Source organism: Pantoea sp. JV6 (genome assembly GCF_025910055.1).
Classification (GTDB): Bacteria; Pseudomonadota; Gammaproteobacteria; order Enterobacterales; family Enterobacteriaceae; genus Pantoea; species Pantoea agglomerans.
In genome coordinates, this window is record NZ_JAPCIM010000022.1 from 73,590 (window position 1) to 96,904 (window position 23,315).

The window sequence follows — 23,315 nt, forward strand, 5'->3', positions numbered from 1 at the left end:
GGCGCCGATGGCGCCCTTAGTGTCTGGCCAGTCAGGCCATTTTATTTGTCACTCTGAACCTGAGCAGTGCCAACAATTCTCACAGACTACGTCACATTCCGGTTGTTCCGCGCTGTCCATGTCCAGACTGCTGGTCATTCTACTCTTCTTCGCTTTTTGTCATGCTCAGCACCGGCGGTCGTTCATCGATGCGGGTGACCAGCAACTGATCGATGCGATAGCTATCAATATCCACTACCTCGAACTTGTAGCCAGCAAACTTCACAAAATCGGTACGCTTCGGAATCTTACGCAACATATACATCATAAAGCCGCCGATGGTTTCGTAGTTGCCTGACTGCGGGAAATCATCAATGTCCAGCACGCGCATTACGTCATCAATCGGCGTACCGCCTTCAACCAGCCATGAATTCTCATCGCGCGCCACAATCTGCTCTTCCATACCCTGACCAACCAGATCGCCCATCAGCGTGGTCATCACATCATTCAGGGTAATAATGCCCACAACCAGCGCATATTCGTTCATGATCACCGCGAAATCTTCTCCGGCGGTTTTAAAACTTTCCAGTGCTTCAGAGAGGGTCAGCGTGTCCGGCACGATCAGCGCCGAGCGAATCTGCAGGCCGCTGTTCAGCGCCATGCTCTGATTACCCAGCACGCGCAGCAGCAGCTCTTTGGAGTCGACATAGCCGACGATATGGTCGATATCGCCGCTGCAGACCAGAAACTTCGAGTGAGGATGCTGGGCGATTTTGGTTTTGAGGCTGGTCTCATCTTCGTGCAGATCAAACCAGACAATATTCTCACGTGAGGTCATGGAGGAGGGAACGGTACGTGACTCCAGCTCAAACACGTTTTCAATCAGCTCATGCTCCTGCTTACGCAGCACGCCAGCCAGCGCACCCGCTTCAACCACCGCGTAGATATCGTCGGAGGTGATGTCATCTTTACGCACCATCGGCAGCTTGAAAATACGGAAGAAGACGTTAGCCAGGCCATTAAACAGAAACACCAACGGACGCATTATCAGCAGGCAGAAACGCATCGGGTTGATGATGCGCAGCGCGATGGTTTCCGGTGCGACCATGCCGACCCGCTTTGGGGTTAAGTCAGCAAACAGGATAAACAGGCTGGTGACGATGGTGAAGGAGCAGATAAAGCTGAGCTGCTCCGCCAGTTCCGGCGAGACAAACCGGTTAAACAGGCCGCTGAAAACCGGCGAAAACGCCGCATCGCCAACAATACCCCCCAGGATGGCGACGGCGTTGAGGCCAATCTGCACCACGGTGAAGAACATGCCCGGCGTTTCCTGCATTTTCAGCACGCGCTGCGCATTTACGTTGCCTTCATCGGCCAGCAGTTTCAGTTTGATCTTACGGGCGGCCGCCAGCGAGATCTCCGACAGAGAGAAAAAGGCACTGATTACGATCAGTAACAGAATGACAAGTAAGCTATCTAACATATGAGATCCAAAGGGTTATCCACTTGTCATTTTTGGCCTGGGCAGCGTGGGTAAGCGCAAACAGAGTTGGTTTATCCGTGAAACTAAGCGCAAACAGAGTTGGTTTATCCGTGAAACAAAGCTATCCGTGCCAAAAATGTCTGCGCCAGTTCGACAACAAACGACATGTCGGGGCAGAAATGAAAACAGGCGGCATGCCTGTGGTGGCCGATTATAGCAGGAGCGCTCATTGCGCCGCCAGAGGGCAAACCGCTGCTTAAGGGCGCATTAGCAGCCAGAGCGGCCGGTTACAGACTCGGATTTATCTGAGTGAGTCATATCGGACTGATCATTCCGACCCGCAGGAGTTGTATCGCTCACCCCATTTACCGACAATAGCCCCGTTATTTGACTTAGATGTCAGAGTTGCTCCGCCGTTTGCCATAAAGTGCGGCTATGATGAGGATGTTGCCGTTGCGGTAGTGCGGGCAAAGAAGATTAATAAGCGCCCCGCGGAAAAGGGGCCGGCATGATTAACAGGAGTACAGGTGCCACGATTTTATGTTTATTGCATGGCTGGCCTGCTGCTTGCCGCGCCCGCCCTTGAGGCGGCGACAGTGCGATTACAGGTAGACGGCTTATCCGGGGATCTGCAAAAGAATGTCAGAGCGCGTCTGTCCACCATCGGCAGCGATGAGGTCTCTAATGATGGCCGCTTTCGCGCGCGCGTTTCTGTTGCGATAAAAGAGGGGCTGCGCGCGCTCGGTTATTACGAGCCCACCATCGATTTCGAATCCCGCCCCGCGCCTGCGCAGGGTGGACGACCGGTATTAGTGGCACACGTAACGCCTGGTGAACCGGTAAAAATCGGCGGCAGCACGATTGTGGTCGAAGGCGATGCGCGCAATGACGCGGATTACAAAGCCTGGGTGAAGCAGGGACGCCCTGAAGTGGGCAGCCAGCTTAACCACGGGCAATATGACAAATTCAAAAGCGGCTTCTCTAATCTCGCACTGCGTAACGGCTATTTCGACGGCACGTTTAAAAAAAGCCAGCTTGGTGTCTCGGTTGAGCGGCGTGAAGCGTTCTGGGATATCGACTACGACAGTGGCGAACGCTATCGCTTCGGCGACGTTACTTTCCAGGGATCGCAAATTCGCGAAGAGTACCTGCAAAACCTGGTGCCGTTTAAAGAGGGGGACTACTACAGCTCCCGCGATTTAGCCGAGCTGAATCGCCGCCTCTCCGCTACCGGCTGGTTTAATTCGGTGGTGGTCGCGCCGGAATTCAGCAAGGGACGACAGACCAAAGTGCTGCCGCTGAGCGCAGTAATGTCACCCCGCACCGAAAACACCATTGAAACCGGCGTCGGCTATTCCACAGACGTCGGTCCGCGCCTGAAAGGGACCTGGAAAAAACCGTGGATCAACGACAGCGGCCACAGCCTGGCGGCCAGCGCCTACGTTTCCGCGCCGGAACAGCAGGTCGATCTCAGCTACAAAGTACCGCTGCTGAAAAGCCCGCTTGAGCAGTACTACACCTTCTCCGGCGGCCTGAAGCGCACCGACCTCAACGACACCAAAGCGGATACCACGACGCTTGCGATGTCGCGCAACTGGGACAGCAGCAGCGGCTGGCAGAAGGCGGTCAACCTGCGCTGGAGCCTGGATCACTTTACTCAGGGCAGCGTGACCAACACCACTATGCTGCTCTATCCCGGCGTCAGCGTAAACCGTACCCGTTCCCGTGGCGGCCTGATGCCGACATGGGGCGATTCACAGCGCTATTCGGCAGACGTCTCTGATACCACCTGGGGTTCAGACGTCGACTTCCTGATCCTGCAGGCGCAAAACGTCTGGATCCGTACCCTTGGCGACAGTCATCGCTTTGTGGCGCGCGGCAATCTGGGCTGGATCGAAACCAACGACTTCGAAAAAGTGCCGCCGGATCTGCGCTTCTTTGCCGGTGGTGACCGCAGTATTCGTGGCTACAAATATAAAAACATTTCACCGCGCGATGATGACGGCAAACTCACCGGTGCGTCAAAACTCGCCACCGGATCGCTGGAATATCAGTACAACGTCACCGGGAAATGGTGGGGCGCGGTGTTTGTCGACTCGGGCGAAGCGGTTAACGACATCAAGCAAAGTAACGTCAAAACCGGTGCGGGCGTCGGCGTGCGCTGGTCTTCACCGGTTGGCCCAATCAAATTTGATATCGCCAGACCCATCGGGGATGACGAAGAGCATGGATTACAATTTTACGTAGGGCTGGGGCCAGAACTATGAAGCTGTGGAAAAAGGTCCTGATCGGCATTCTGATCTTTCTGGTCGTGCTGTTGGGTGGGGTGGCATTTTTAATCGGTACCACGCCTGGGCTGCATTTAGTGCTGAAAGGTGCGTCGCGCTGGGTGCCGGGCCTGTCAATCAAACAGGTCGATGGGGGCTGGCGTAACCTGACCCTTAACGGTCTGCGTTACGAAATGCCTGGCGTCAGCGTCGATGCCGGGCAAATTCATCTGGCGGTGGATCTCAACTGCCTGCTGCACTCCTCCGTGTGCGTTAACGATGTCTCCCTGCGCGATATCAGCGTGGTGGTCGACAGCAAGAAAATGACGCCTGCGGCACCAGCGCCGGAAGAGGAGAGTGGCAACACTAACCTCAGCACGCCATACCCCATCACGCTGCGTCACTTTGGCCTGCACAATATCAATGTCAAAGTTGATGACACCGCAATATCGCTGCTCGACTTCACCACCGGCCTGCAGTGGCAGGATCGTGCGCTGACGCTGAACCCGACCCATATTCAAAGCCTGCTGATTGCGCTGCCGAAAGCGGCGAAAGTGGTCAATGACGAGGTGGTAGAACCGAAAGTCCAGCAGCCACATCCTGCTGAAAAACCGCTGGGTGAAACGCTGCAGGCGATGTTTGCGCAACCCCTGCTGCCTGAGATGCCTGATTTCCGTCTGCCGCTGGATATTGAGGTGCAGCAGATTCTGGGTGAACAGCTGCGCATTACCGGCGACACCGATATTTCCGTCAGCCGGTTGCTGCTGAAAGCCAGAACCGCCGATCGTCAGATGCAGCTCAGCACGCTGGAGGTGGACTCGAACCTCGGCAACCTGAAGGGTAGCGGTCAGGCGACGCTGGCGGATAACTGGCCGGTCGATTTCTCCCTTAACGGCACAGTGAATACCGATCCGATTAAAGGCGAAAAGCTCGCGCTGAAACTTAATGGCGCGATGCGCGACGAGCTGAAGATGGGGCTGAACCTCTCCGGTCCGGTGAATGCGCAGCTGGACGCCACGACCCAGCTGGCGGTGGCGGGACTGCCGCTGTCACTGAAGCTGACCAGTCCGCAGTTACGCTGGCCGCTGACCGGTCCGGTAGCGTATCAGGCGGATAACCTGGACTATCAGTTCAAAGGCAAAGCCACCGACTATGTGATGTCGCTGCAGACTGCCGTGAAGGGTGAATCTGTACCACCGGCGACGATCTCGCTGACGGGTAAAGGCAACGTTGAGCAGTTCAGCCTCGACCGCCTGCGCGTGGCTGCGCTGCAGGGCAATATCGATCTCACCGCGCTGGTGGACTGGAGCAAGGCGATAAGCTGGCGCAGTGAGCTGACGCTGGCGGGAATCAATACCGCTAAACAGTATCCCGACTGGCCAGCACGGCTGGATGGCAAAATCACCACCCGCGGCAGTCTGTATGGCGGCAGCTGGCAACTGAGCGTGCCGCAGCTACAGCTGAAAGGCAATGTGAAACAGAACGCCGTGACCGCTGATGGCTCCCTGACCGGTAACAGCTACAACCAGTGGACGGTGCCGGGCATTAAGCTGGCACTGGGACGCAACCATCTGGATGTTAAAGGGGCGCTGGGCGACAGTCTGGATCTCGATGCCAGCATCGACGCGCCCCAGCTCGACAATGCGCTGCCGGGTCTGGGCGGCGTCATCAACGGCACAATAAAAGCGCGTGGCACCCTGAAGGCACCGCAGCTGCTGGCCGATCTCAATGCCCGTGGTCTGCGCTGGCAGCAGATGCAGATCAATCGCGTCACCCTGAATGGCGACGTCCGTTCCGGCGAGCAGGTGGCGGGTAAACTGCAACTGCGCGTCGAGCAGCTGAAGCAGGATGCGCTGAACATCAGCCTGCTGACGCTGAACGCGGACGGCAATGAGCATCAGCATCAGCTGAAGCTCAATGTGCAGGGCAAACCGGTCTCTGGCCAGCTGGCGCTGAACGGCAGCTTTGATCGCCAGACCGAGCGCTGGAAAGGGTCGCTGAACGACACCCACTTTGATACGCCAGTCGGTGAGTGGCGTCTGACCCGCGCCATGGCCATCGACTATCTGAACAGCCGCCAGACGGCAACCATCGGGCCGCACTGCTGGCAGAACCCCAATGCGCAAATTTGTGTGCCGGAGCCGGTTGAAGCGGGCCCGGCAGGCAAGGCGCATGTGGTGCTGAATCGCTTTGACCTGGCGATGGTGAAGCCGTTTATGCCGGATGCGACTCAGCTAAGCGGCCTGTTCAGCGGCGACGTGCGCGTCAACTGGACTGCCGATGGCAGCCTGCCGACCGGTACCGTGGCGCTGAAGGGCAACGGCGTGAAAGTGGTGCAGGATGTGCAGGGCAACAATCTGCCGATCGCCTTTGACACGCTGAACCTCAATGCCGCGCTGCGAAACGGACGCGCCCAGCTCGACTGGCTGATCCGCATCGCCAATAACGGTCAGCTGGATGGCAACGTGCAGATCGACGATCCGCAAAACCGCCGCACGCTGGGCGGTAACGTCAACATCCGCAATGTCTCGCTGGCGATGCTCAATCCGGCGCTGATGCAGGGCGAGAAGATCAAAGGCAGCCTGAACAGCAGCCTGCGCCTGGGCGGCAGCGTGCAGCAGCCGCAGGTATTTGGTCAGCTTGGCCTGACGGGTGTGGATGTGGATGGCAACTTTATGCCGGTTGACCTGACCAGTGCCAACCTGAATCTGGTGTTTAACGGCATGAGCTCCACCCTGAACGGGCTGGTGCAGACCGGGCAGGGCAATATCAACCTCAGCGGTAACGCAGACTGGAGCCAGCTCGACAACTGGCGTGCGCGCATTGCGGCGCAGGGCAGCCGGGTTCGCGTGACCGTGCCGCCGATGGTGCGCATGGATGTCTCGCCGGATCTGGTGTTTGAAGCGACGCCAGCTGCCTTTAACCTTGATGGCCGGGTCGATATTCCATGGGCGCGCATTACGGTGCAGGAAGTGCCGGAAAGCGCCACTGGCGTTTCGTCGGATGAGGTGTTGCTGGATAAACAGCTGAAGCCGATTGCACCGCAAACCGCCGCGATTCCGATTAACAGCAATCTGGTGATCCACGTCGGCAACGATGTGCGACTCTCTGCGTTTGGCCTGAAAGCGAAGCTGAATGGCGATCTGAAAATGGTGCAGGATAAGTCAGGACTCGGCCTGAACGGTCAGATCAACATTCCGTCCGGTCGCTTCCACGCTTATGGTCAGGATCTGATCGTGCGTAAAGGCGAGCTGCAGTTTGCCGGTCCGCCGGATCAGCCTTACGTCAACCTGGAAGCCATCCGTAACCCGGATGCCACCGAAGATGGCGTCACCGCGGGTCTGCGCGTCACTGGCCTGGCGGATGAGCCAAAAGCGGAAGTCTTCTCCGATCCGGCGATGTCGCAACAGGAAGCGCTTTCCTATCTGCTGCGCGGTCAGGGATTGGGCAGCGACGGCGACAGTAACGCCCTCACTTCAGCACTTGTTGGCTTAGGGGTTGCACAAAGTGGGCAGGTTGTGGGTAAAATCGGGGAGACATTCGGTGTCAGCAATCTCGCTGTTGATACTGCCGGTGTTGGCGACAGCCAGCAGGTGCAGGTCAGCGGCTATGTGCTACCGGGTCTGCAGGTAAAATACGGTGTTGGCATATTTGATTCACTGGCGACGTTAACCTTGCGTTACCGCCTGATGCCTAAACTCTATCTGGAAGCCGTGTCCGGTGTGGATCAGGCTCTCGATTTGCTCTATCAGTTTGAGTTTTAGCAATGCGAATAATTGTCTACGGCAGTTTACGGCGCAAACAGGGAAACAGTCACTGGATGACGAATGCGCAGTGGCTGGGTGATCACCAGATTGAAGGCTTTGAGCTTTACAGTCTGGGCCATTATCCCGGCGTGATTGAGGGCAATGGAGCGGTACATTGTGAGGTGTACCGCATTGATGCCTCAACCCTTGCGGAGCTGGATGCGCTTCGCACCAAAGGGGGAGAGTACAAACGTTATCTGACTCAGACGCCGTTTGGCAGTGCATGGCTTTATGTCTATCAACGCTCAGTGGCAGGACGCCAGCGCATCATGAGTGGTGACTGGCTGAAGCGCGATGAGGAGCCAGAGGCCTGAACAAAAACACCGTCCATCCGGACGGTGTTTTTTTTTCGACTCACAAACCGGCAGCAGAATTACTTCTTCTGTGCGCGCTCGTAAGAGGAGATGATTTCAGCTTTAGCGGCTTCGGCATTATCCCAGCCATCCACTTTCACCCATTTGCCTTTTTCCAGATCTTTGTAGTGCTCAAAGAAGTGGGTGATCTGTGCACGCAGCAGTTCTGGCAGGTCGTTCACATCTTTGATGTGATCGTACTCTTTAGAGAGTTTGGTGTGCGGAACGGCAACCAGCTTGGCATCTTCGCCAGACTCGTCGGTCATTTTCAGCACGCCAACCGGACGGCAGCGGATCACTGAGCCTGGAACCAGTGGATACGGGGTCGGAACCAGTACGTCAACCGGATCACCATCCAGAGAAAGGGTATGGTTGATGTAGCCGTAGTTGCACGGATAGAACATGGCGGTAGACATGAAACGGTCTACAAACAGGGCACCAGACTCTTTATCAACTTCATATTTGATCGGATCAGCATTCGCTGGGATCTCAATGACAACGTAGATATCTTCTGGCAGGTCTTTACCTGCTGGCACCTGGTTCAAACTCATCTGGCATTCCTTCAGTAGTCGTATGTTGAGTGTCGGCTATTATAGCCAACTGACTCTGAAAGTATGCCCCCTTTTTGGCGTTTCGGAATGCGCCCAAACGCTACTTAGCCGCCACAAACAGCGAAACAATGCCTGCGGCAATCAGTGGTCCTACCGGCACCCCTCGGAAGAACGCCACGCCAATCACTGTACCAATCAGCAGACCACCAATCACCGAAGGCTGGACGCTCATAAAGTTCACGCCACGGCCGCCCAGCCAGGCGACAAAGATCCCCACCAGAATCGCCACAATCGACTTCCAGTTAGCAAACGACTTGATCAGCGCAGAGGCGGGCAGTGAGCCGCTTGCCAGCGGGGCCATCACCGCCACGGTAAGAATAATGATGCCTAAGGTAATGCCCTGTTTTTCTACGTAGGGGAAGAACTGAGCCAGCGGGGTAATTTTAATCGCCAGCAGCACCAGAATTGAAATTGTGACCGCGTTGTTGTGAACGAAATAACTCAGCACGGCAAGGCAAATCAGAATGATGGTCGAGGCGTAAGCAGCCATGGTTTCTCCCTGAAGGTTAATGAGTGCGCTGACTTCAGTCAGCGCAAAAGCCGGTTATCGATCAGCAGTCATCGGGGTTAGCACAGCTGCCTAAGGCCTGTGACTGCAGCATCAGTGCCTGATTGCGCACCAGGCTCAGGCTCTGAGCGCTCAGCGCCACGCTGCCCAACGAGCCTTGTGTACTGAGCTGGCTGCGGCTCGCCTCAAGCCAGCTGTCGCGGTAGCTCAGCCAGGCGCGCTGCGCAGCACGCAGTTTGTTTTTAGGTTCGCCGGAGAGGGTTTTCATCAGTTTGTTGTACTGCTTATTCATCTCCTGATCCCAGGCCCGATTAGCCGCAGCGTAGCACTGGTTCATGGCAAGGGTAGTCGAGGCGTCATTGAGGCAGCGATCGGGCGAGGCGTCTGTCGGCAGATCCTCTGCCAGCGCCGCCGTGCTGAGGCACAGCAGCATCAGAAGTAATCCTGGTTTCATTCTTTTCTCCGGATAACGGATAAGCGGCGATTAGCTTGATGGATGTTCCCGTGATGATCAAGTTGTTAACACTAATCAGGGTTAAAGTTTCGCGCCGTTACTGCCGATACTTCATCCGTTTTAGGGCCGCTGGAAAATTTGCCTTTTCACATACACGGAAACTATCTGGATGAAACAGTTATCACTTCGCACGGGGTTGCTGGCATTGCTGGCATTTATGACACTGCTGCTGTTGGCGGTGAGTTTTATGGGTATCGTGGCAATTAACAAAGGGAATCGCTCGCTGGATGTGATCAACCGCATTCAGGGGATCGAGCTGAACAGTCTTTACCAGAGCAATGCCGATCTGATGCGGGCCCGCGCTAACGCCGCGCTGGCGGTGCGTAAAATTGAAATTGGTTTACTGGAAGAGGGGGCGGCAGTAACAAAACTGTCGCAGGCGGATGTGGTCTCATCACAGCAAAGTTTGAAGCGCTTTGTGGACGCCGGAACGGTGACGGCGCACGGTAAAAAGCTGGCCGATGCGGTTTCGGCCAGTTACAAAGCCTATCTCGACCAGGGTATCAAACCGATGATGAACGCCCTGGATAAGCAATATACCGACGAGTATTACCAATTGCTGGAAGGCAACCTGGCGACGCTGGCGGCCAGCTATAACAAGGCCGTCACGGACTTCAGTCAGCTGGCCGATCAGATCACGCAGGCCCAGCTGGCGCAGGCGGCCTACAACGAAACCAAAATGAAAATCCTGATCGCCGTGGCGGTGGTATTAACACTGCTGCTGCTGGTGCTCGCCTGGCAACTGCTGCGTAGGATGCTGCTGCAGCCGCTGAACCTGGCCATTCTCCATCTTGAGCAGGTCGCGGCGGGCGACCTCTCGCAGGCGCTGCCACCGTCGGGCAACAATGAGCTGGGGCGGCTTAATCATGCGCTCGCCGGGATGCAGCAGTCGTTGCGTACCTCGGTGAGTCAGGTGCGCGAAGCGAGTATGCAGATCGACATCGGCAGCCGTGAACTGGCCGCGGGCAACGTCAATCTGTCGCAGCGTACCGAAGAGTCCGCCGCCTCGCTGGAGCAGACTGCCGCCAGCATGGAGCAGCTCACGGCAACCGTGCGGCTTAACGCCAGCAATGCCCAGCAGGCGCACCAGCTGGCTAACGCGGTCTCTGATACTGCCGATCGCGGCGCGGAGGTGGTCTGCTATGTGATGGAAAAAATGCATGAGATTACCGACAGTGCCAATCGTATCGGCGACATTCTTGGCGTGATTGATGGTATCGCCTTCCAGACCAACATTCTGGCGCTCAACGCCGCCGTTGAAGCGGCGCGCGCAGGCGAACAGGGCCGTGGCTTTGCGGTAGTGGCAAATGAAGTGCGCACGCTGGCACAGCGCAGCGCTAACGCGGCCAAAGAGATCCGTACGCTGATTAGTGATTCACAGTCGAGGGTGAAAGAGGGCAGCGAGATGGCGACGCGGGCCGGGGAAACCATGGATGAGATTTCTGGTGAGGTCATGCGCGTAACGGCACTGATGAAAGAGATCTCGATGGCCTCCGACGAACAGAGCCGTGGCATTGAGCAGGTTAATCTGGCGGTCACACAGATGGATGCGGCGGCGCAGCAGAACGCGGCGCTGGTAGAGCAGGCCACCGCCGCGACCCAGTCGCTGGAAGCGCAGTCCGATCAGCTTCAGGCAACCATGGCGCAGTTCAGGTTGCAGACGGCGTAAAAACAGCAAGGGCGCGAAAATCGCGCCCTTGCTTTTTATATGACTTTTTATACCCCTGCCGGATTAACCCTGACGGCAATCCGGGAACTCGGCCAGGAAACGCTCAACGTCGTTCACCATCGCCTCGTTACCGCAGTAGAACGGACAGCGCTGGTGCAGCGTGACCGGTGGAATATCCAGAATACGCTTCTGACCGTCGCTGGCTTTACCGCCCGCCTGCTCTGCCAGAAACGCCATCGGGTTGCACTCATACAGCAGACGCAGCTTACCCTGAGGATGGCTGGCGGTGCTTGGGTAGAGGTAGATGCCGCCTTTCAGCAGATTACGATGGAAATCCGCGACCAGCGATCCGATGTAACGTGAGGTATAAGGACGGTGCGTTGGCAGATCCTCTTCCTGACAGAACTTCAGATATTTCTTCACACCCTGCGGGAAACGAATGTAGTTACCTTCGTTAATGGAGTAGGTGTAACCCGTTGGTGGATAGGTCATACGTTCGTGGCTGAGGCAGAATACACCCAGAGACGGATCGTAAGTAAACGCATGCACGCCTGCACCGGTGGTATAAACCATCATGGTGGAGGAGCCGTAAACCACGTAACCGGCAGCGACCTGCTTGTTGCCTGGCTGCATGAAGTCCGCTTCAACAACTGGCGTACCCGGTTCGCTGACGCGGCGGTAGATAGAGAAAATGGTGCCGACGGAAACGTTAACGTCGATGTTAGAAGAACCATCCAGTGGATCCATTAACACCACGTATTTACCGTTTTCTTCACCTTCAAAGATCACAAACTCGTCTTCTTCCTCAGAAGCGATACCGGCGACAATGCCACGTGCTTTCAGTGCTGCCTTCAGTTTCTCGTTGGCAAACAGATCAAGTTTCATCTGCTGCTCACCCTGAATATTCTCGACGCCGCTGGCACCCAGAATATCCACTAAACCGGCTTTGTTGATATCGCGGTGGATGATTTTGGCACCCAGCTTAATAGCGGAAATCAGCGCTGTCAGTTCACCTGTAGCGTGCGGAAAGTCATGCTGCTTCTCGACGATAAATTCGCCCAACGTTTTCATAACACATTCCCTGAATCTTCGATGGAGTGGCAGCACGCGTAACAGTCTGCCAACGGATGCGTACGCAGTTTAGCCGATTGAACTTCAAAAACCATAGTCCTAATCCGTTTCTTCCATCTGCGAGCGGCGTTACACTGTGCGCCGAACTTTTGAGTAATGGATCACGTAATGCGCATTCACATCCTCGGGATTTGTGGCACTTTTATGGGCGGTCTGGCGATGCTGGCCCGTTCACTTGGTCATCAGGTGACCGGGTCAGACGCCAACGTTTACCCACCTATGAGTACTCTGCTTGAACAGCAAGGTATTGAATTAACAGAAGGTTACGACGCCAGTCAGCTTGACCCGGTGCCTGACCTGGTGATTATCGGCAACGCGATGACGCGGGGTAATCCTTGCGTGGAAGCGGTGCTGGAACGCAACATTCCTTACCTCTCTGGCCCGCAGTGGCTGCACGATTTCGTGCTGCGCGATCGCTGGGTGCTGGCGGTCGCGGGAACCCACGGCAAAACCACCACAGCCGGCATGGCAGCGTGGATTCTCGAGGCCTGCGGCCTTGAGCCAGGCTTTATTATTGGTGGTGTGCCCGGAAACTTCGATGTCTCGGCAAAATTAGGAAAAAGTCCATTCTTCGTGATTGAGGCGGATGAGTACGACTGCGCGTTTTTCGATAAGCGTTCCAAGTTTGTCCATTACTGCCCACGTACGCTGATCCTCAATAATCTTGAGTTTGATCACGCCGATATCTTTGACGATCTGCGCGCGATCCAGAAGCAGTTCCACCATCTGGTGCGGATCGTACCGGGCCAGGGCAAGATCCTGCTGCCGGAACATGATCCTAACCTCAAACAGGTGATGGCGATGGGCTGCTGGAGCGAGCAGGAGAACGTGGGCGAGCACGGGCGCTGGCAGGCGAAGAAGCTCACCAACGATGCGTCTCACTGGGAAATCTGGCTCGACGGCGAAAAAGTCGGGGAAGTGAACTGGGCGCTGGTGGGTGAACACAATATGCACAACGGGCTGATGGCGATCGCTGCCGCGCGCCATGTGGGTGTGAAGCCGGAAGATGCAGGCCAGGCGCTGAACAGCTTTATCAATGCGCGTCGACGGCTGGAGCTGCGCGGCGAAGTGAACAGCATCAAAGTCTATGATGACTTCGCCCACCATCCGACCGCGATTCTGGCGACGCTGGCTGCCCTGCGTAGCAAAGTTGGCGGCAGAGCGCGTATCCTGGCTGTGCTGGAGCCACGCTCTAATACCATGAAGATGGGCGTCAGCAAGAACGATCTGGCACCGTCGCTGGCGCGTGCTGATGAGGTCTTTCTGTTCCAGCCGCACCATATTCCGTGGCAGGTATCAGATGTCGCAGAAGCGTGCATTCCGCCTGCGCACTGGAGCGCGGATATCGATACCCTGGTGGAAATGGTGGCCAAAGCCGCTCAGCCAGGCGACACGATTCTGGTCATGAGCAACGGCGGGTTTGGTGGCATCCACCAGAAGCTGCTGGACAGGCTGGCATAATGTCACAGGCGCCCGTTTCGGGCGCTTTTTTTTTAAAAGCATTATCTCCGGAAATATTATTCCCTCAATAAATCCCGCATATTTTTGAATTCGATCTGCTCACTCTTCCTGCCGTTGCCATATTTTTCTTATTAGTGTCTGAAACAGAAAGGCCGCTCTCGCCGGTTATTTCTAGCATCATCCCTGTAGTGACTGAGGAATAATAATTAACGCGTTAAAGTTAAAGGAATAAATAACAGATTCTCTTTATGCGCGATCTTATATTGATGAGGATTTTAAATATAAGTTAACTATGGGTTAAACGAATGAGTTCGGATAATTCATTGCTCTGATTACCACTAATAAGGATGTTCATATGGGAAATAATAATTCATTGTCGTTTTTGCTGGGCGCCGCGTTGTTATGCAGTTCTGCTGCGGCGCTGGCCACGGCCACCGTTGATTACCGGCATGAGTACCGCCTTCGCGACCGCACGCACTACGACAAGCTGGGTCTGAGCACCACGCTGCCGGACAATATGTTTCTCGGCGTCGAAACCAAATTCAAAACCGGCGGCGCCGATCCAAAAGACAAATATTATAACGACACCGTGTTAAATGTGGTGGAGGTGACCTTTCTGAAATCGTATTACTGGGGGAACTGGACAGTGTCGCCTTTTATTCAGCCAGAGTTTAACTCCTCGCGCACTGAATGGAAATTTGGTGTGGCACCCTGGTATAAATTTAATGATCGCTGGTCTCTCGGTGGCCTTTATCGTCTTGAGCTGACCGATTATGCGCATGACGATCAATGCCGCACCGGCGGTATTGATTATTGCGATACTGACCGGCATCGCACTGCCAACCGTTTTGATCTCTATCTGCGAAATAAAAGCGATCGGCTGACCACCACCTATAAGCTGGTGTATAAACACGCGGATGCGAAACTCTTTGCCAATAAACATGATGATTACGAACAGGAGTTACAGTTCGATTATGCGCTTGGCAACGATCGCGTCTGGGTGCCTTACGTCACCTTTGGCGATATCGGACGTTCTGCGACATCGAGCGAACGCCAGCTGCGGTTGCGCACCGGTATTCTCTATATCTATCGATAAATGCGCTGCCGGGAGGCGGGCGAGGCTGCCCGCCATGGCGTTACTTCGCTTCGGCCAGTTCGCGCAGATACTGGAAAATCTGACGGGCAGACTTCGGCGGCTTGCTGCCCGCTTTCTCTTTCTGCGCGTTACGGATCATGCTGCGTAACTGCTGACGATCGGCATCGGGATAAAGCGCAATCACGTCGCCCATCGCTTCATCACCCTGTTCAATCAGACGATCGCGCAGCATTTCCAGTTTATGGAACAGCGCAACCTGCTGGTTATGGCGATTATTGAGCTTATCCAGTGCAACGCGGATCGGCTCCACATCAATACTGCGCAGCAGTTTACCGATCAGCTGCAGCTGACGGCGGCGACCCTCTTTCTTGATGCGCTGTGCCAGTTCAACTTCGGTACGCAGGCGCTCATCCAGCGGGATTTTATCCAGCGAGTTTTTACCCAGATCAACCAGTTCGGCACCCAGGCGCTTTAACTCTTCTGCATCGCGTTTAATTTCACTCTTACTGACCCAGATAATCTCTTCATCTTCTTCTTCGTCATTATCTGGCACATCGTCGAGCCACTCATCGGGCTGTTTGGTCATTTCCGGGCTCCCAAAAAAAAGAGGCTAATCCTACCAGTTTATCGGGTGACTGCGAAATTGTTCTCTGACTCTGATAGACTCAAATCATTCACACATAAGATTAGACGGCAGGTCGATGAACGTATCTACTCAGGTTGCAGAACAGCGAAAAGTACTGGAGCAGGCCATTGCGCAGGCACTTGAACTGGCTAAAGCAAGCACTGACAGCGCGGAAGTGGCAGTCAGTAAAACCACCGGCATCGGGGTCAGCACCCGCTATGGCGAAGTGGAAAACGTCGAATTCAACAGCGACGGTGCGCTGGGCATCACCGTCTATCATCAGAATCGTAAAGGCAGCGCCTCATCGACCGACCTCAGCCCGGACGCGATCAAACGCACCGTGCAGGCGGCGATTGATATTGCGCGCTATACCTCGCCCGATCCCTTTGCCGGTCCGGCCGACGCAGAGCTGCTGGCCTATGATGCGCCAGACCTGGATCTCTACCATCCGTGGGAGATTGATGCTGACCGCGCCATTGAACTGGCTGCGCAGGCGGAACAGGCATCACTGCGCGCCGACAAGCGTATTACCAATACCGAAGGTGGCAGCTTCAACAGCCACGTCGGCATCAAAGTCTTTGGCAACAGCCACGGTATGTTACAGAGCTACTGCTCAAGCCGTCACTCGCTCTCCAGCAGCGTGATTGCCGAGCAGGATGGTAATATGGAGCGCGACTACGCCTACACCATTGGACGCGCGTTTGAAGATTTGAAGAGCCCGGAGTGGGTCGGTGCAGAGTGCGCGCGCCGCACGCTCTCCCGTCTGGCACCGCGTAAACTTCCGACCATGAAAGCCCCGGTGATTTTCGCCTCTGAAGTGGCAACCGGCTTATTTGGTCATCTGGTTGGCGCGATCAGCGGCGGCAACGTTTATCGTAAATCGACCTTCCTGCTGGATTCTATGGGTCAGCAGATCCTGCCGGAGTGGCTCACCATCAATGAACAGCCGCATCTGCTGAAAGGGCTCGCCTCCACGCCATTCGACAGCGAAGGGGTGCGTACCCAGGCGCGCGACATCATCAAAGATGGCGTGCTGCAGACCTGGCTGTTAACCAGCTACTCAGCCCGCAAACTGGGCCTGACCAGCACCGGTCACGCTGGCGGCATTCATAACTGGCGCATTGCGGGCCAGGGCCACAGCTTTGACGACCTGCTGAAGCAGATGGGCACCGGGTTAGTGGTGACCGAACTGATGGGACAGGGCGTCAGCGCCATTACCGGTGATTACTCACGCGGTGCGGCCGGGTTCTGGGTCGAGAATGGCGTTATTCAGTACCCGGTCAGCGAAGTGACTATCGCCGGAAATCTCAAAGAGATGTGGCGCAATATGGTGACCATCGGTGACGATATTGAAACCCGCAGCAATATCCAGTGCGGTTCAGTGTTACTGCCTGAGATGAAGATAGCGGGACAATAAAGATGGATTCCTGAAGCAGCCGGTTGGCTGCTTTTTTTTCATCACAATAAAAAGGAAGTAATGATGCGTAAGCATGTGATTGCAATGTTGTCGGCTTCTCTGTTGTTCTCCAGCGTCAGTCTCTATGCGGCGGATCTGGAGCAGGATATGGATACACTGAATGCGAACCTGAAAATCGTCAAAAAAAGTGACAATGCACAGGAGATGCAGCAGGCGCTGACCAAAATGCGTTCCGCGGCACAGGATGCGCGACAGGGCACGCCGGATAAGCTGGAAGGCCAGCCTGCTGACAGCCCACAGGTGAAAGATTTCCATGCCGGTATCGACTCGCTGATCGCGCAGATCGATGTGGTCAGTGCGCTGGCGAAAGCCAACAATGTGGACGGGGCGAAACGCGAAGCAGCGAAGTTCGACGACATCCGCAATACCAACCATAAGAAATTCCGTTAATCAGATCGCCGGCCAGCCAGGCCGGCGGTTTTTTACCATCACTTCTGCTTATTACCGCACCCTGAACCCCCGCGCGTCCGGCTTGTCGCCGCACAACATCACCGCTTTTCTCGGTTAAATCCATCAAATAACGCATTCTGCGACACGTGTCGCACTAAGCATGCAGCCTGCGATCTGACGCACAACCTTCACTTCAATTTCCACTTGCTGCTGGAAATGTTGCCTCTCCACAGCCGGGGCGATGACCGTTAATTTGTTTTTAACGCGAATTATCCGGTTTAACAGGAGTAGCAAGGTGAGTAATAACGGCGTTCCGGTGTATGAAGCGGCACCTGAGAAAGTGCAACAGCTGGCTGACAGCGTGATGACGCAGATTGCTGCGATCTATCAGCAGCAGGGTATTCAGCCCAATGCGGTTCAGCAGCAGATGCTGCAATCGCATGTCGGTGCCATGGCGTCACGCTCGCTGAGCGGTGAGCCGCTGCCGGAAGTGGAAGCGGAGCTGTTTGAAGATATTCCGCCGGAAACGTTAGCGCTGGCGCAGCAGGTCGTCGATCTGTTTGGCAATCTGCCCCGCGAAGAGGCCTGGCTGCTGTCAGTGCATATTGAAGTCGCGCGATCAAACAACCAGAGAGGAACATAAGATGGTAACAGTAGTGATTGGTGATCGTTTAGGTAAAGGGCAGAAAGTGGCTGCGGGCATCGAAAAAGCGGGTGGCCGTGCCGTCGTGGTGCCAGGTGTCGCCGCTGACATGAAACTGGGTGACGTGATGAAGGCGGAAAACGCCGATTTCGGCATCTCGTTCTGCGGCAGCGGCGGCGCCGGTGCTATCACCGCTCAGAACAAATATGGCTACAAAGCAAAACATGGCATGCGTTCTGTCGACGAAGGCGTCACCGCCATCAATGAAGGTGCCACGGTGCTGGGCTTCGGCTTTATGGATAAAGAAGAGTTAGGTGAGCGGCTGGTGCAGGCCTGGAACAAGAAGCACGGCAGCTGATTATGAAAGAACAATACGTTACCCAGGTGACGGTGGAGGGCAAAGGCGACACCAAAGCGAAAGCCTTTGCCGATGCCCTGAGTCGTGTGCAGAACCAGGTTCTGCGCGCGACGCAAAAAATTCTGCTGCGCATTGAACCTCAGGATGTCCGGGTGCTGCGCGCGCAGGAGAGCGTCAAAACCGAGAAGTTTCTCTTCTTCTTTCTGGCGCGCCAACGGCGGAGCTTCAGCGTCACGCTGGAGATCACCGTCAGCGTCACCGTTTTCGACACCGAACAGGTGGCGTTCACGGCGGCATCGTAAAACAGAGCCTGTTAACGCCAGCCAGCCGTTTGCCCGATGCTCTGCTGTCGCGACATCGCGATGATCAGGCGTGGGCGATGCGGCGGCGTGCGATTGGGCAGGTAAAAACGACAACAAGGTACAACAACATGTTTTTAATCATTTTGTTTAAGTCGTTGATCATTGGCGGGCTGGTAGGGGTCGGCGTCGGTGCGGGTGCGGCGCGCATGTTCCACGCGCCAACCACTCAGGGCATGGGCGCTTTCCGTACGCTGGGCGAGCTGAACTCGTGCGAGGGCGATCCGGCATCCCACTTCTCCTTTGGTCTTGGCTTCTTTTTCAATGCCTGGGCATCGTCGGTTGCAGCCGGTTCATTCACTCAGGATGTGGATCATCGCATCATTCCAAACTGGGGTGCGGCCGCCTTGATGGTGAAGAATCGTAATGTGGCGGAGACGCTGCACGATCCGAAAAAAATGGCCATCGCCTGCGGCATCATCGGCATGATCGTGGTCGCCTTCCTCAACTCCACCGCCTCGGCTGTTCCGGCTGCGCTGCAGGTCACGGCAGTCAAAGTGCTGGTGCCCGCCGCTAACCTGCTGGTGAACACCGTCATGCCGGTGATCTTCTGGCTGGCGGCGATCGACGCGGGCAGAAAGTCAGGCTTCTGGGCCACCATTTTTGGCGGCCTGGCGCAGCTGATCATGGGCAACGCCGTGCCGGGACTGGTGCTGGGAATCCTGATCGGTAAAGGCGTGGAAGAGAGCGGCTGGAACCGGGTCACCAAAGTCATGATGACCGCCATCGTGCTGCTGTTTGTGCTGAGCGGTTTCTTCCGGGGTTTCGATATGAAGCTGCTGCAGTCCTTCCAGCTCGGCATTCCCGGCTGGCTCGACATGATCCACAACTCAGTCAGCGGCAAATAAGAGGCGATGCGATGAACGAAAATAAAGGCTTCTGGTACGCCGACTGGTCTTTCCCGATCTTTGTTGGCCTGCTCTCTTCTGGCGTCTTTGCCGGGACACACATGTATTACCTCTATGGCATCGGCGCGTTCAACGAAGTGGCGTTTGTGTCGATGCTGCGCGCAGGCATGGAGACCGGCGTCTACGGCGCGGTCGCCGCCTTTGGTGCCAGCTTCCTGTTCGCCCGTATCATCGAAGGCTCACTGGTGGGCATTCTGGATATCGGCGGGGCGATTCAGACCGGCGTCGGGCTGGGCGTTCCGGCACTGTTGCTGGGTGCGGGCATTGTCTTCCCGGTGGCGAACTTCGCTGCCTCGCTGGTGACGGGCCTGGTAATTGGTGTGGCGATTGGCTATCTGATTATTCTGGCGCGTAAATTCACCATCAATCAGAGCGACTCAACCTACGGCGCAGACGTGATGATGGGTGCGGGTAATGCCTCGGGGCGCTTTCTGGGGCCGCTGATCATCCTGTCAGCCATGGCGGCATCTATTCCGATTGGCCTGGGTTCGCTGCTGGGCGCGCTGCTCTTCTATCTCTGGAACAAGCCCATTACCGGCGGCGCTATCCTCGGCGCGATGATCCTCGGGGCACTGTTTCCGATTGCTCTCTGATCTCACCGGCAGCCCGGCAGCGGGCTGCCGTTAAGGAGAAACCATGTACGACTTGATTATTCGCGGTGCGCGTCTCAGCGATGAGCAGGTGGTCGACATTGCGCTGCAGGATGGCCGTATCGCCGCCATAGGCAAGGTGCAGGGCAACGCACAGCGCGAGCGCGATCTGGCTGGCCGTTACTACCTCAGCGCAGGCTGGATCGACTCCCACGTTCACTGCTATCCCAAATCACCGATTTATCATGATGAAGCGGATGCGATTGGTGTTGCGCATGGCGTCACCACGGTTGTCGATGCGGGCAGCACCGGCGCAGAGCACATTGATGACTTTTACCGGCTGACACGCGCGGCACAGACCCAGGTTTATGCGCTGATCAATATCGCCCGCACCGGCATCGTCACCCAGAATGAGCTGGCTGACATGACGCAGATAGATGGCGAGGCGGTGCAGCAGGCGGTGGCGCGGCTGCCCGATTTTATTGTCGGCCTCAAGGCGCGCATCAGCAGCAGCGTGGTGGGCGAGAATGGTGTGCAGCCGCTGATTAAAGCGAAGGCGATCCAGCAGGAAACCGGCGGGCTGCCGCTGATGGTTCACATTGGCAATAATCCGCCCAATCTCGACCAGATTGCGGATCTGCTCACCACGGGCGATATCATCACGCACTGCTTTAATGGCAAACCCAACCGTATCCTGACGCCGCAGGGCGAACTCAAAGCGGCGGTAAAACAGGCTATCGCGCGTGGCGTCAAACTTGATGTCGGCCACGGCAGTGCCAGCTTCAGCTTTGAAGTCGCCCGCGCGGCGATTGCGCAGGGCATTCTGCCCGACACCATCAGCTCTGACATCTACTGCCGCAATCGTCTGGCCGGACCGGTTCACAACCTGGCGCATGTGATGTCGAAATTTTTCAGTGTCGGTATGACGCTGCCGCAGGTGATTGACTGCGTAACGGTCAATGCGGCGGCAGGACTTCGCCTGCAGCGCAAGGGCCAGCTGAAAATCGGCTACGACGCCGATCTGACAGTGTTTAGCGTCAAAGAGGAAACCCGGCCATTCATCGATTCAGAAGGTGAACAGGTCGCAGGTGAGAAGCATCTGGTCCCGCTGGCGGCCGTCGTTGCTGGTACGTGGATCGCGACTGAAGAAGGAAAAGCGCATGACCTCGGTATATGAAAAGTATGGCCTGAAGCCGGTGATTAATGCCTCTGGCCGTATGACGATCCTCGGCGTCTCTACGCCGTCGAGTGAGGTGATCGATACGGTGAAATATGGCCTCGATCACTACTTCGAAATGAAAGATCTGGTGGACAAGACCGGTGCTTATATCGCCGGTCTGCTGAAGGTGGAGAACGCGCTGGTGGTCTCCTGCGCCTCGGCCGGTATCGCCCAGAGCGTGGCGGCGGTGATTGTGAAAGACAACGACTGGCTGGTGGATAACCTGCATGCCGCGCCGCTGACCGTCCCGCACCAGATTGTGGTGCCGAAAGGGCACAACGTGAACTATGGCGCACCGGTCGGCAGTATGGTGGCACTGGGAGGCGGACAACTGGTGGAAGCGGGTTACAGCAACGAGTGCTCACCCGCCCAGCTGGCGGCGGCGATCACCCCACAGACCGCGGCGATCCTCTATGTAAAATCGCACCACTGTGTGCAGAAGAGCCATCTCGATGTGGCGCAGGCCGCAGCCGTTGCGCGCCAGCATGGCGTCCCGCTGATCGTCGATGCGGCAGCGGAAGAGGATCTGCAATGCTACTACCAGGCGGGTGCCGATCTGGTGATCTACAGCGGAGCAAAAGCGATTGAAGGGCCGACCAGCGGACTGGTGATTGGACGACACCACTACGTTGAATGGGTCAAGCACCAGACCAACGGCATTGGCCGCGCGATGAAAGTGGGCAAAGAGGGGATTCTGGGGCTGACCCAGGCGATTGAAAACTATCTGACGCAGCCAAAAATCAGCGGCGCGCAGATGGCAGAAAAAATGACGCCGTTTATTGAACAGCTCAACAGTCTGAATGGTGTGACGGCCCGGGTAGTGTGGGATGCCGCCGGACGCGATATCGCCCGGGCTGAGATCAAGTTTGACGAAGCCGCGATCCAGCAGCGCACCGGCGATCTGGTACAGGCGCTGAAAAACGGCGATGTGGCGATCTACTTCCGTGGCTACAAAGCCAACGAAGGGATCATTGAGGCGGACGTGCGCAGCGTCAGCGCCGATCAACTGCACACTATTTTCACCCGCATTCAGGCACTGTTAAACGGAGAAAAAAACGCATGACGCTGACCCCAAATTTCTATCAGGATCGTCTCTGCCTTAACGTACTGGCGGGATCGAAAGAGAATGCGCGCGCCATCTGGCAGGCGGCAGAAGGGCATGTGCTGGTCGGCGTACTGTCGAAAAACTACGCCAGCAATGAAGCCGCTATCGCCGATATGCGCGAGTATGCCGCGCTGATCGATAATGCGCTCTCGATTGGTCTGGGTGCGGGCGATCCCAACCAGTCACAGATGGTGAGTGAGCTCGCGGCAGTGCTGCAACCGCAGCATGTGAATCAGGTCTTTACCGGCGTCGCCACCAGCCGTGCGCTGCTGGGGCAGTCACAGACGATAGTGAACGGTCTGATCTCGCCCACCGGCACGCCAGGGCAGGTAAAAATCTCCACCGGACCGCGCAGCTCAAAACAGCGTGACGGGATCGTGCCCGTCGAAACGGCGATCGCGATGCTGCAGGATATGGGCGGCAGCTCGGTAAAATATTTCCCGATGGGCGGTCTGCAGGCGGTGGATGAGTATCGCGCTGTGGCGGAAGCCTGTGCAAAACTGGATTTCTGGCTGGAGCCAACCGGCGGCATCGATCTGGAAAATTTCGGTGAGATCGTGCGCATAGCGCTGGAGTCGGGCGTCAGCAAAGTGATCCCGCACGTCTACAGTTCGATCATCGACAAAGCCAGCGGAGAGACCCGCATTGAAGATGTGAAGCAGTTGCTGGCCATCTGTAAAACGCTGCTGGCTTAGAGATCAACACGATCTGCCTGCAACAGGCAGATCGCGCAACATGGACGTTGCGAGACGATCTCCGTAGG

Annotated in this window: 22 protein-coding genes; 16 read left to right on the forward strand and 6 right to left on the reverse strand. The window is 56.2% G+C overall.

Annotated elements, in window-relative coordinates; genetic code table 11:
* Positions 1-139: 139 nt before the first annotated feature.
* On the reverse strand, positions 140-1,462 hold the full coding sequence (locus OK412_RS20215; protein WP_010256442.1) for a hemolysin family protein: 1,323 nt from the start codon (positions 1,460-1,462) through the stop codon (positions 140-142).
* A gap of 551 nt (positions 1,463-2,013) precedes the next feature.
* Between OK412_RS20215 and tamA the strand changes: the two genes are divergently transcribed.
* The 3 genes from tamA to OK412_RS20230 are packed head-to-tail and all read left to right on the forward strand — an operon-like array spanning position 2,014 to position 7,849.
* The gene (tamA, locus tag OK412_RS20220) at positions 2,014-3,729 is read left to right on the forward strand and encodes an autotransporter assembly complex protein TamA (protein WP_154210861.1); all 1,716 of its coding nucleotides are present in this window, start codon (positions 2,014-2,016) and stop codon (positions 3,727-3,729) included.
* The gene (gene tamB / locus OK412_RS20225; protein ID WP_033758895.1) at positions 3,726-7,493 is read left to right on the forward strand and encodes an autotransporter assembly complex protein TamB; all 3,768 of its coding nucleotides are present in this window, start codon (positions 3,726-3,728) and stop codon (positions 7,491-7,493) included. The genes tamA and tamB overlap by 4 nt, the downstream gene beginning before the upstream one ends.
* A 2-nt stretch (positions 7,494-7,495) precedes the next feature.
* The gene (locus OK412_RS20230) at positions 7,496-7,849 is read left to right on the forward strand and encodes a gamma-glutamylcyclotransferase (protein ID WP_010256451.1); all 354 of its coding nucleotides are present in this window, start codon (positions 7,496-7,498) and stop codon (positions 7,847-7,849) included.
* Positions 7,850-7,908: 59 nt separating this feature from the next.
* Here OK412_RS20230 and ppa read toward each other — a convergent pair whose 3' ends face one another.
* The 3 genes from ppa to OK412_RS20245 all read right to left on the reverse strand — a co-directional run bounded on the left by ppa (position 7,909) and on the right by OK412_RS20245 (position 9,461).
* Positions 7,909-8,439: an inorganic diphosphatase gene (ppa, locus tag OK412_RS20235; RefSeq protein WP_003855519.1), complete on the reverse strand. Its 531-nt coding sequence runs from the start codon at positions 8,437-8,439 to the stop codon at positions 7,909-7,911.
* Positions 8,440-8,539: 100 nt separating this feature from the next.
* Positions 8,540-8,989, reverse strand: coding sequence for a DUF441 domain-containing protein (locus tag OK412_RS20240; RefSeq protein WP_003855520.1), 450 nt, complete (start codon positions 8,987-8,989; stop codon positions 8,540-8,542).
* Positions 8,990-9,050: 61 nt separating this feature from the next.
* Positions 9,051-9,461 (reverse strand): lysozyme inhibitor LprI family protein, encoded by a 411-nt coding sequence (locus OK412_RS20245; protein ID WP_264353478.1) that lies wholly within the window; start codon positions 9,459-9,461, stop codon positions 9,051-9,053.
* Positions 9,462-9,630: 169 nt separating this feature from the next.
* Here OK412_RS20245 and OK412_RS20250 point away from each other — a divergent pair, with 169 nt between their 5' ends.
* Positions 9,631-11,190 (forward strand): methyl-accepting chemotaxis protein, encoded by a 1,560-nt coding sequence (locus OK412_RS20250; RefSeq protein ID WP_010256457.1) that lies wholly within the window; start codon positions 9,631-9,633, stop codon positions 11,188-11,190.
* A 63-nt stretch (positions 11,191-11,253) separates the two neighbouring features.
* Here OK412_RS20250 and fbp read toward each other — a convergent pair whose 3' ends face one another.
* Positions 11,254-12,261: a class 1 fructose-bisphosphatase gene (gene fbp / locus OK412_RS20255; RefSeq protein WP_010256459.1), complete on the reverse strand. Its 1,008-nt coding sequence runs from the start codon at positions 12,259-12,261 to the stop codon at positions 11,254-11,256.
* A 168-nt stretch (positions 12,262-12,429) separates the two neighbouring features.
* Between fbp and mpl the strand changes: the two genes are divergently transcribed.
* Positions 12,430-13,782: a UDP-N-acetylmuramate:L-alanyl-gamma-D-glutamyl-meso-diaminopimelate ligase gene (gene mpl / locus OK412_RS20260; RefSeq protein WP_010256463.1), complete on the forward strand. Its 1,353-nt coding sequence runs from the start codon at positions 12,430-12,432 to the stop codon at positions 13,780-13,782.
* A gap of 355 nt (positions 13,783-14,137) precedes the next feature.
* Positions 14,138-14,878: an oligogalacturonate-specific porin KdgM family protein gene (locus OK412_RS20265; protein WP_010256466.1), complete on the forward strand. Its 741-nt coding sequence runs from the start codon at positions 14,138-14,140 to the stop codon at positions 14,876-14,878.
* A 40-nt stretch (positions 14,879-14,918) separates the two neighbouring features.
* Here OK412_RS20265 and yjgA read toward each other — a convergent pair whose 3' ends face one another.
* On the reverse strand, positions 14,919-15,464 hold the full coding sequence (gene yjgA, locus OK412_RS20270) for a ribosome biogenesis factor YjgA (protein WP_010256467.1): 546 nt from the start codon (positions 15,462-15,464) through the stop codon (positions 14,919-14,921).
* 115 nt (positions 15,465-15,579) lie between these two features.
* Between yjgA and pmbA the strand changes: the two genes are divergently transcribed.
* From pmbA to dagF, 10 genes are all read left to right on the forward strand, one after another.
* Complete coding sequence (gene pmbA, locus OK412_RS20275) at positions 15,580-16,920, forward strand: metalloprotease PmbA (RefSeq protein WP_010256470.1); 1,341 nt, start codon at positions 15,580-15,582, stop codon at positions 16,918-16,920.
* 63 nt (positions 16,921-16,983) lie between these two features.
* Positions 16,984-17,370, forward strand: a complete 387-nt coding sequence (cybC, locus tag OK412_RS20280; RefSeq protein ID WP_052271682.1) for a cytochrome b562 — start codon at positions 16,984-16,986, stop codon at positions 17,368-17,370.
* A 295-nt stretch (positions 17,371-17,665) separates the two neighbouring features.
* Positions 17,666-18,013 (forward strand): glycine dehydrogenase, encoded by a 348-nt coding sequence (locus tag OK412_RS20285; protein ID WP_022623928.1) that lies wholly within the window; start codon positions 17,666-17,668, stop codon positions 18,011-18,013.
* A gap of 1 nt (position 18,014) precedes the next feature.
* On the forward strand, positions 18,015-18,371 hold the full coding sequence (locus OK412_RS20290) for an SFCGS family glycine-rich protein (protein WP_010256477.1): 357 nt from the start codon (positions 18,015-18,017) through the stop codon (positions 18,369-18,371).
* A gap of 2 nt (positions 18,372-18,373) precedes the next feature.
* The gene (locus OK412_RS20295; protein WP_010256479.1) at positions 18,374-18,673 is read left to right on the forward strand and encodes a DUF4312 family protein; all 300 of its coding nucleotides are present in this window, start codon (positions 18,374-18,376) and stop codon (positions 18,671-18,673) included.
* 128 nt (positions 18,674-18,801) lie between these two features.
* Positions 18,802-19,578, forward strand: a complete 777-nt coding sequence (locus OK412_RS20300; protein WP_010256480.1) for a DUF4311 domain-containing protein — start codon at positions 18,802-18,804, stop codon at positions 19,576-19,578.
* Between the two features lie 11 nt (positions 19,579-19,589).
* Positions 19,590-20,231, forward strand: coding sequence for a DUF4310 family protein (locus OK412_RS20305; protein ID WP_008925779.1), 642 nt, complete (start codon positions 19,590-19,592; stop codon positions 20,229-20,231).
* Positions 20,232-20,274: 43 nt separating this feature from the next.
* Positions 20,275-21,405, forward strand: coding sequence for an amidohydrolase/deacetylase family metallohydrolase (locus OK412_RS20310; protein WP_264353479.1), 1,131 nt, complete (start codon positions 20,275-20,277; stop codon positions 21,403-21,405).
* Entirely contained in the window at positions 21,389-22,510 is a 1,122-nt protein-coding gene (locus OK412_RS20315) for a DgaE family pyridoxal phosphate-dependent ammonia lyase (protein ID WP_264353480.1), read from the forward strand. Before OK412_RS20310 ends, OK412_RS20315 begins: the two co-directional genes overlap by 17 nt.
* On the forward strand, positions 22,507-23,247 hold the full coding sequence (gene dagF, locus OK412_RS20320; RefSeq protein ID WP_033785567.1) for a 2-dehydro-3-deoxy-phosphogluconate aldolase: 741 nt from the start codon (positions 22,507-22,509) through the stop codon (positions 23,245-23,247). Before OK412_RS20315 ends, dagF begins: the two co-directional genes overlap by 4 nt.
* Positions 23,248-23,315 lie beyond the last annotated feature (68 nt).

What these genes read in the sequence shown, in the direction of transcription:
- dagF (WP_033785567.1), top strand. Translation starts at nt 22,507, where the DNA reads ATGACGCTGACCCCAAATTTCTATCAGGATCGTCTCTGCCTTAACGTA.
- OK412_RS20250 (WP_010256457.1), top strand. Translation starts at nt 9,631, where the DNA reads ATGAAACAGTTATCACTTCGCACGGGGTTGCTGGCATTGCTGGCATTT.
- pmbA (WP_010256470.1), top strand. Translation starts at nt 15,580, where the DNA reads ATGAACGTATCTACTCAGGTTGCAGAACAGCGAAAAGTACTGGAGCAG.
- ppa (WP_003855519.1), bottom strand. Translation starts at nt 8,439, where the DNA reads ATGAGTTTGAACCAGGTGCCAGCAGGTAAAGACCTGCCAGAAGATATC.
- tamB (WP_033758895.1), top strand. Translation starts at nt 3,726, where the DNA reads ATGAAGCTGTGGAAAAAGGTCCTGATCGGCATTCTGATCTTTCTGGTC.
- yjgA (WP_010256467.1), bottom strand. Translation starts at nt 15,464, where the DNA reads ATGACCAAACAGCCCGATGAGTGGCTCGACGATGTGCCAGATAATGAC.
- OK412_RS20215 (WP_010256442.1), bottom strand. Translation starts at nt 1,462, where the DNA reads ATGTTAGATAGCTTACTTGTCATTCTGTTACTGATCGTAATCAGTGCC.
- tamA (WP_154210861.1), top strand. Translation starts at nt 2,014, where the DNA reads ATGGCTGGCCTGCTGCTTGCCGCGCCCGCCCTTGAGGCGGCGACAGTG.
- fbp (WP_010256459.1), bottom strand. Translation starts at nt 12,261, where the DNA reads ATGAAAACGTTGGGCGAATTTATCGTCGAGAAGCAGCATGACTTTCCG.
- OK412_RS20310 (WP_264353479.1), top strand. Translation starts at nt 20,275, where the DNA reads ATGTACGACTTGATTATTCGCGGTGCGCGTCTCAGCGATGAGCAGGTG.
- OK412_RS20240 (WP_003855520.1), bottom strand. Translation starts at nt 8,989, where the DNA reads ATGGCTGCTTACGCCTCGACCATCATTCTGATTTGCCTTGCCGTGCTG.
- OK412_RS20315 (WP_264353480.1), top strand. Translation starts at nt 21,389, where the DNA reads ATGACCTCGGTATATGAAAAGTATGGCCTGAAGCCGGTGATTAATGCC.
- OK412_RS20265 (WP_010256466.1), top strand. Translation starts at nt 14,138, where the DNA reads ATGGGAAATAATAATTCATTGTCGTTTTTGCTGGGCGCCGCGTTGTTA.
- OK412_RS20305 (WP_008925779.1), top strand. Translation starts at nt 19,590, where the DNA reads ATGAACGAAAATAAAGGCTTCTGGTACGCCGACTGGTCTTTCCCGATC.
- mpl (WP_010256463.1), top strand. Translation starts at nt 12,430, where the DNA reads ATGCGCATTCACATCCTCGGGATTTGTGGCACTTTTATGGGCGGTCTG.
- OK412_RS20230 (WP_010256451.1), top strand. Translation starts at nt 7,496, where the DNA reads ATGCGAATAATTGTCTACGGCAGTTTACGGCGCAAACAGGGAAACAGT.
- OK412_RS20295 (WP_010256479.1), top strand. Translation starts at nt 18,374, where the DNA reads ATGAAAGAACAATACGTTACCCAGGTGACGGTGGAGGGCAAAGGCGAC.
- OK412_RS20300 (WP_010256480.1), top strand. Translation starts at nt 18,802, where the DNA reads ATGTTTTTAATCATTTTGTTTAAGTCGTTGATCATTGGCGGGCTGGTA.
- OK412_RS20245 (WP_264353478.1), bottom strand. Translation starts at nt 9,461, where the DNA reads ATGAAACCAGGATTACTTCTGATGCTGCTGTGCCTCAGCACGGCGGCG.
- OK412_RS20290 (WP_010256477.1), top strand. Translation starts at nt 18,015, where the DNA reads ATGGTAACAGTAGTGATTGGTGATCGTTTAGGTAAAGGGCAGAAAGTG.
- cybC (WP_052271682.1), top strand. Translation starts at nt 16,984, where the DNA reads ATGCGTAAGCATGTGATTGCAATGTTGTCGGCTTCTCTGTTGTTCTCC.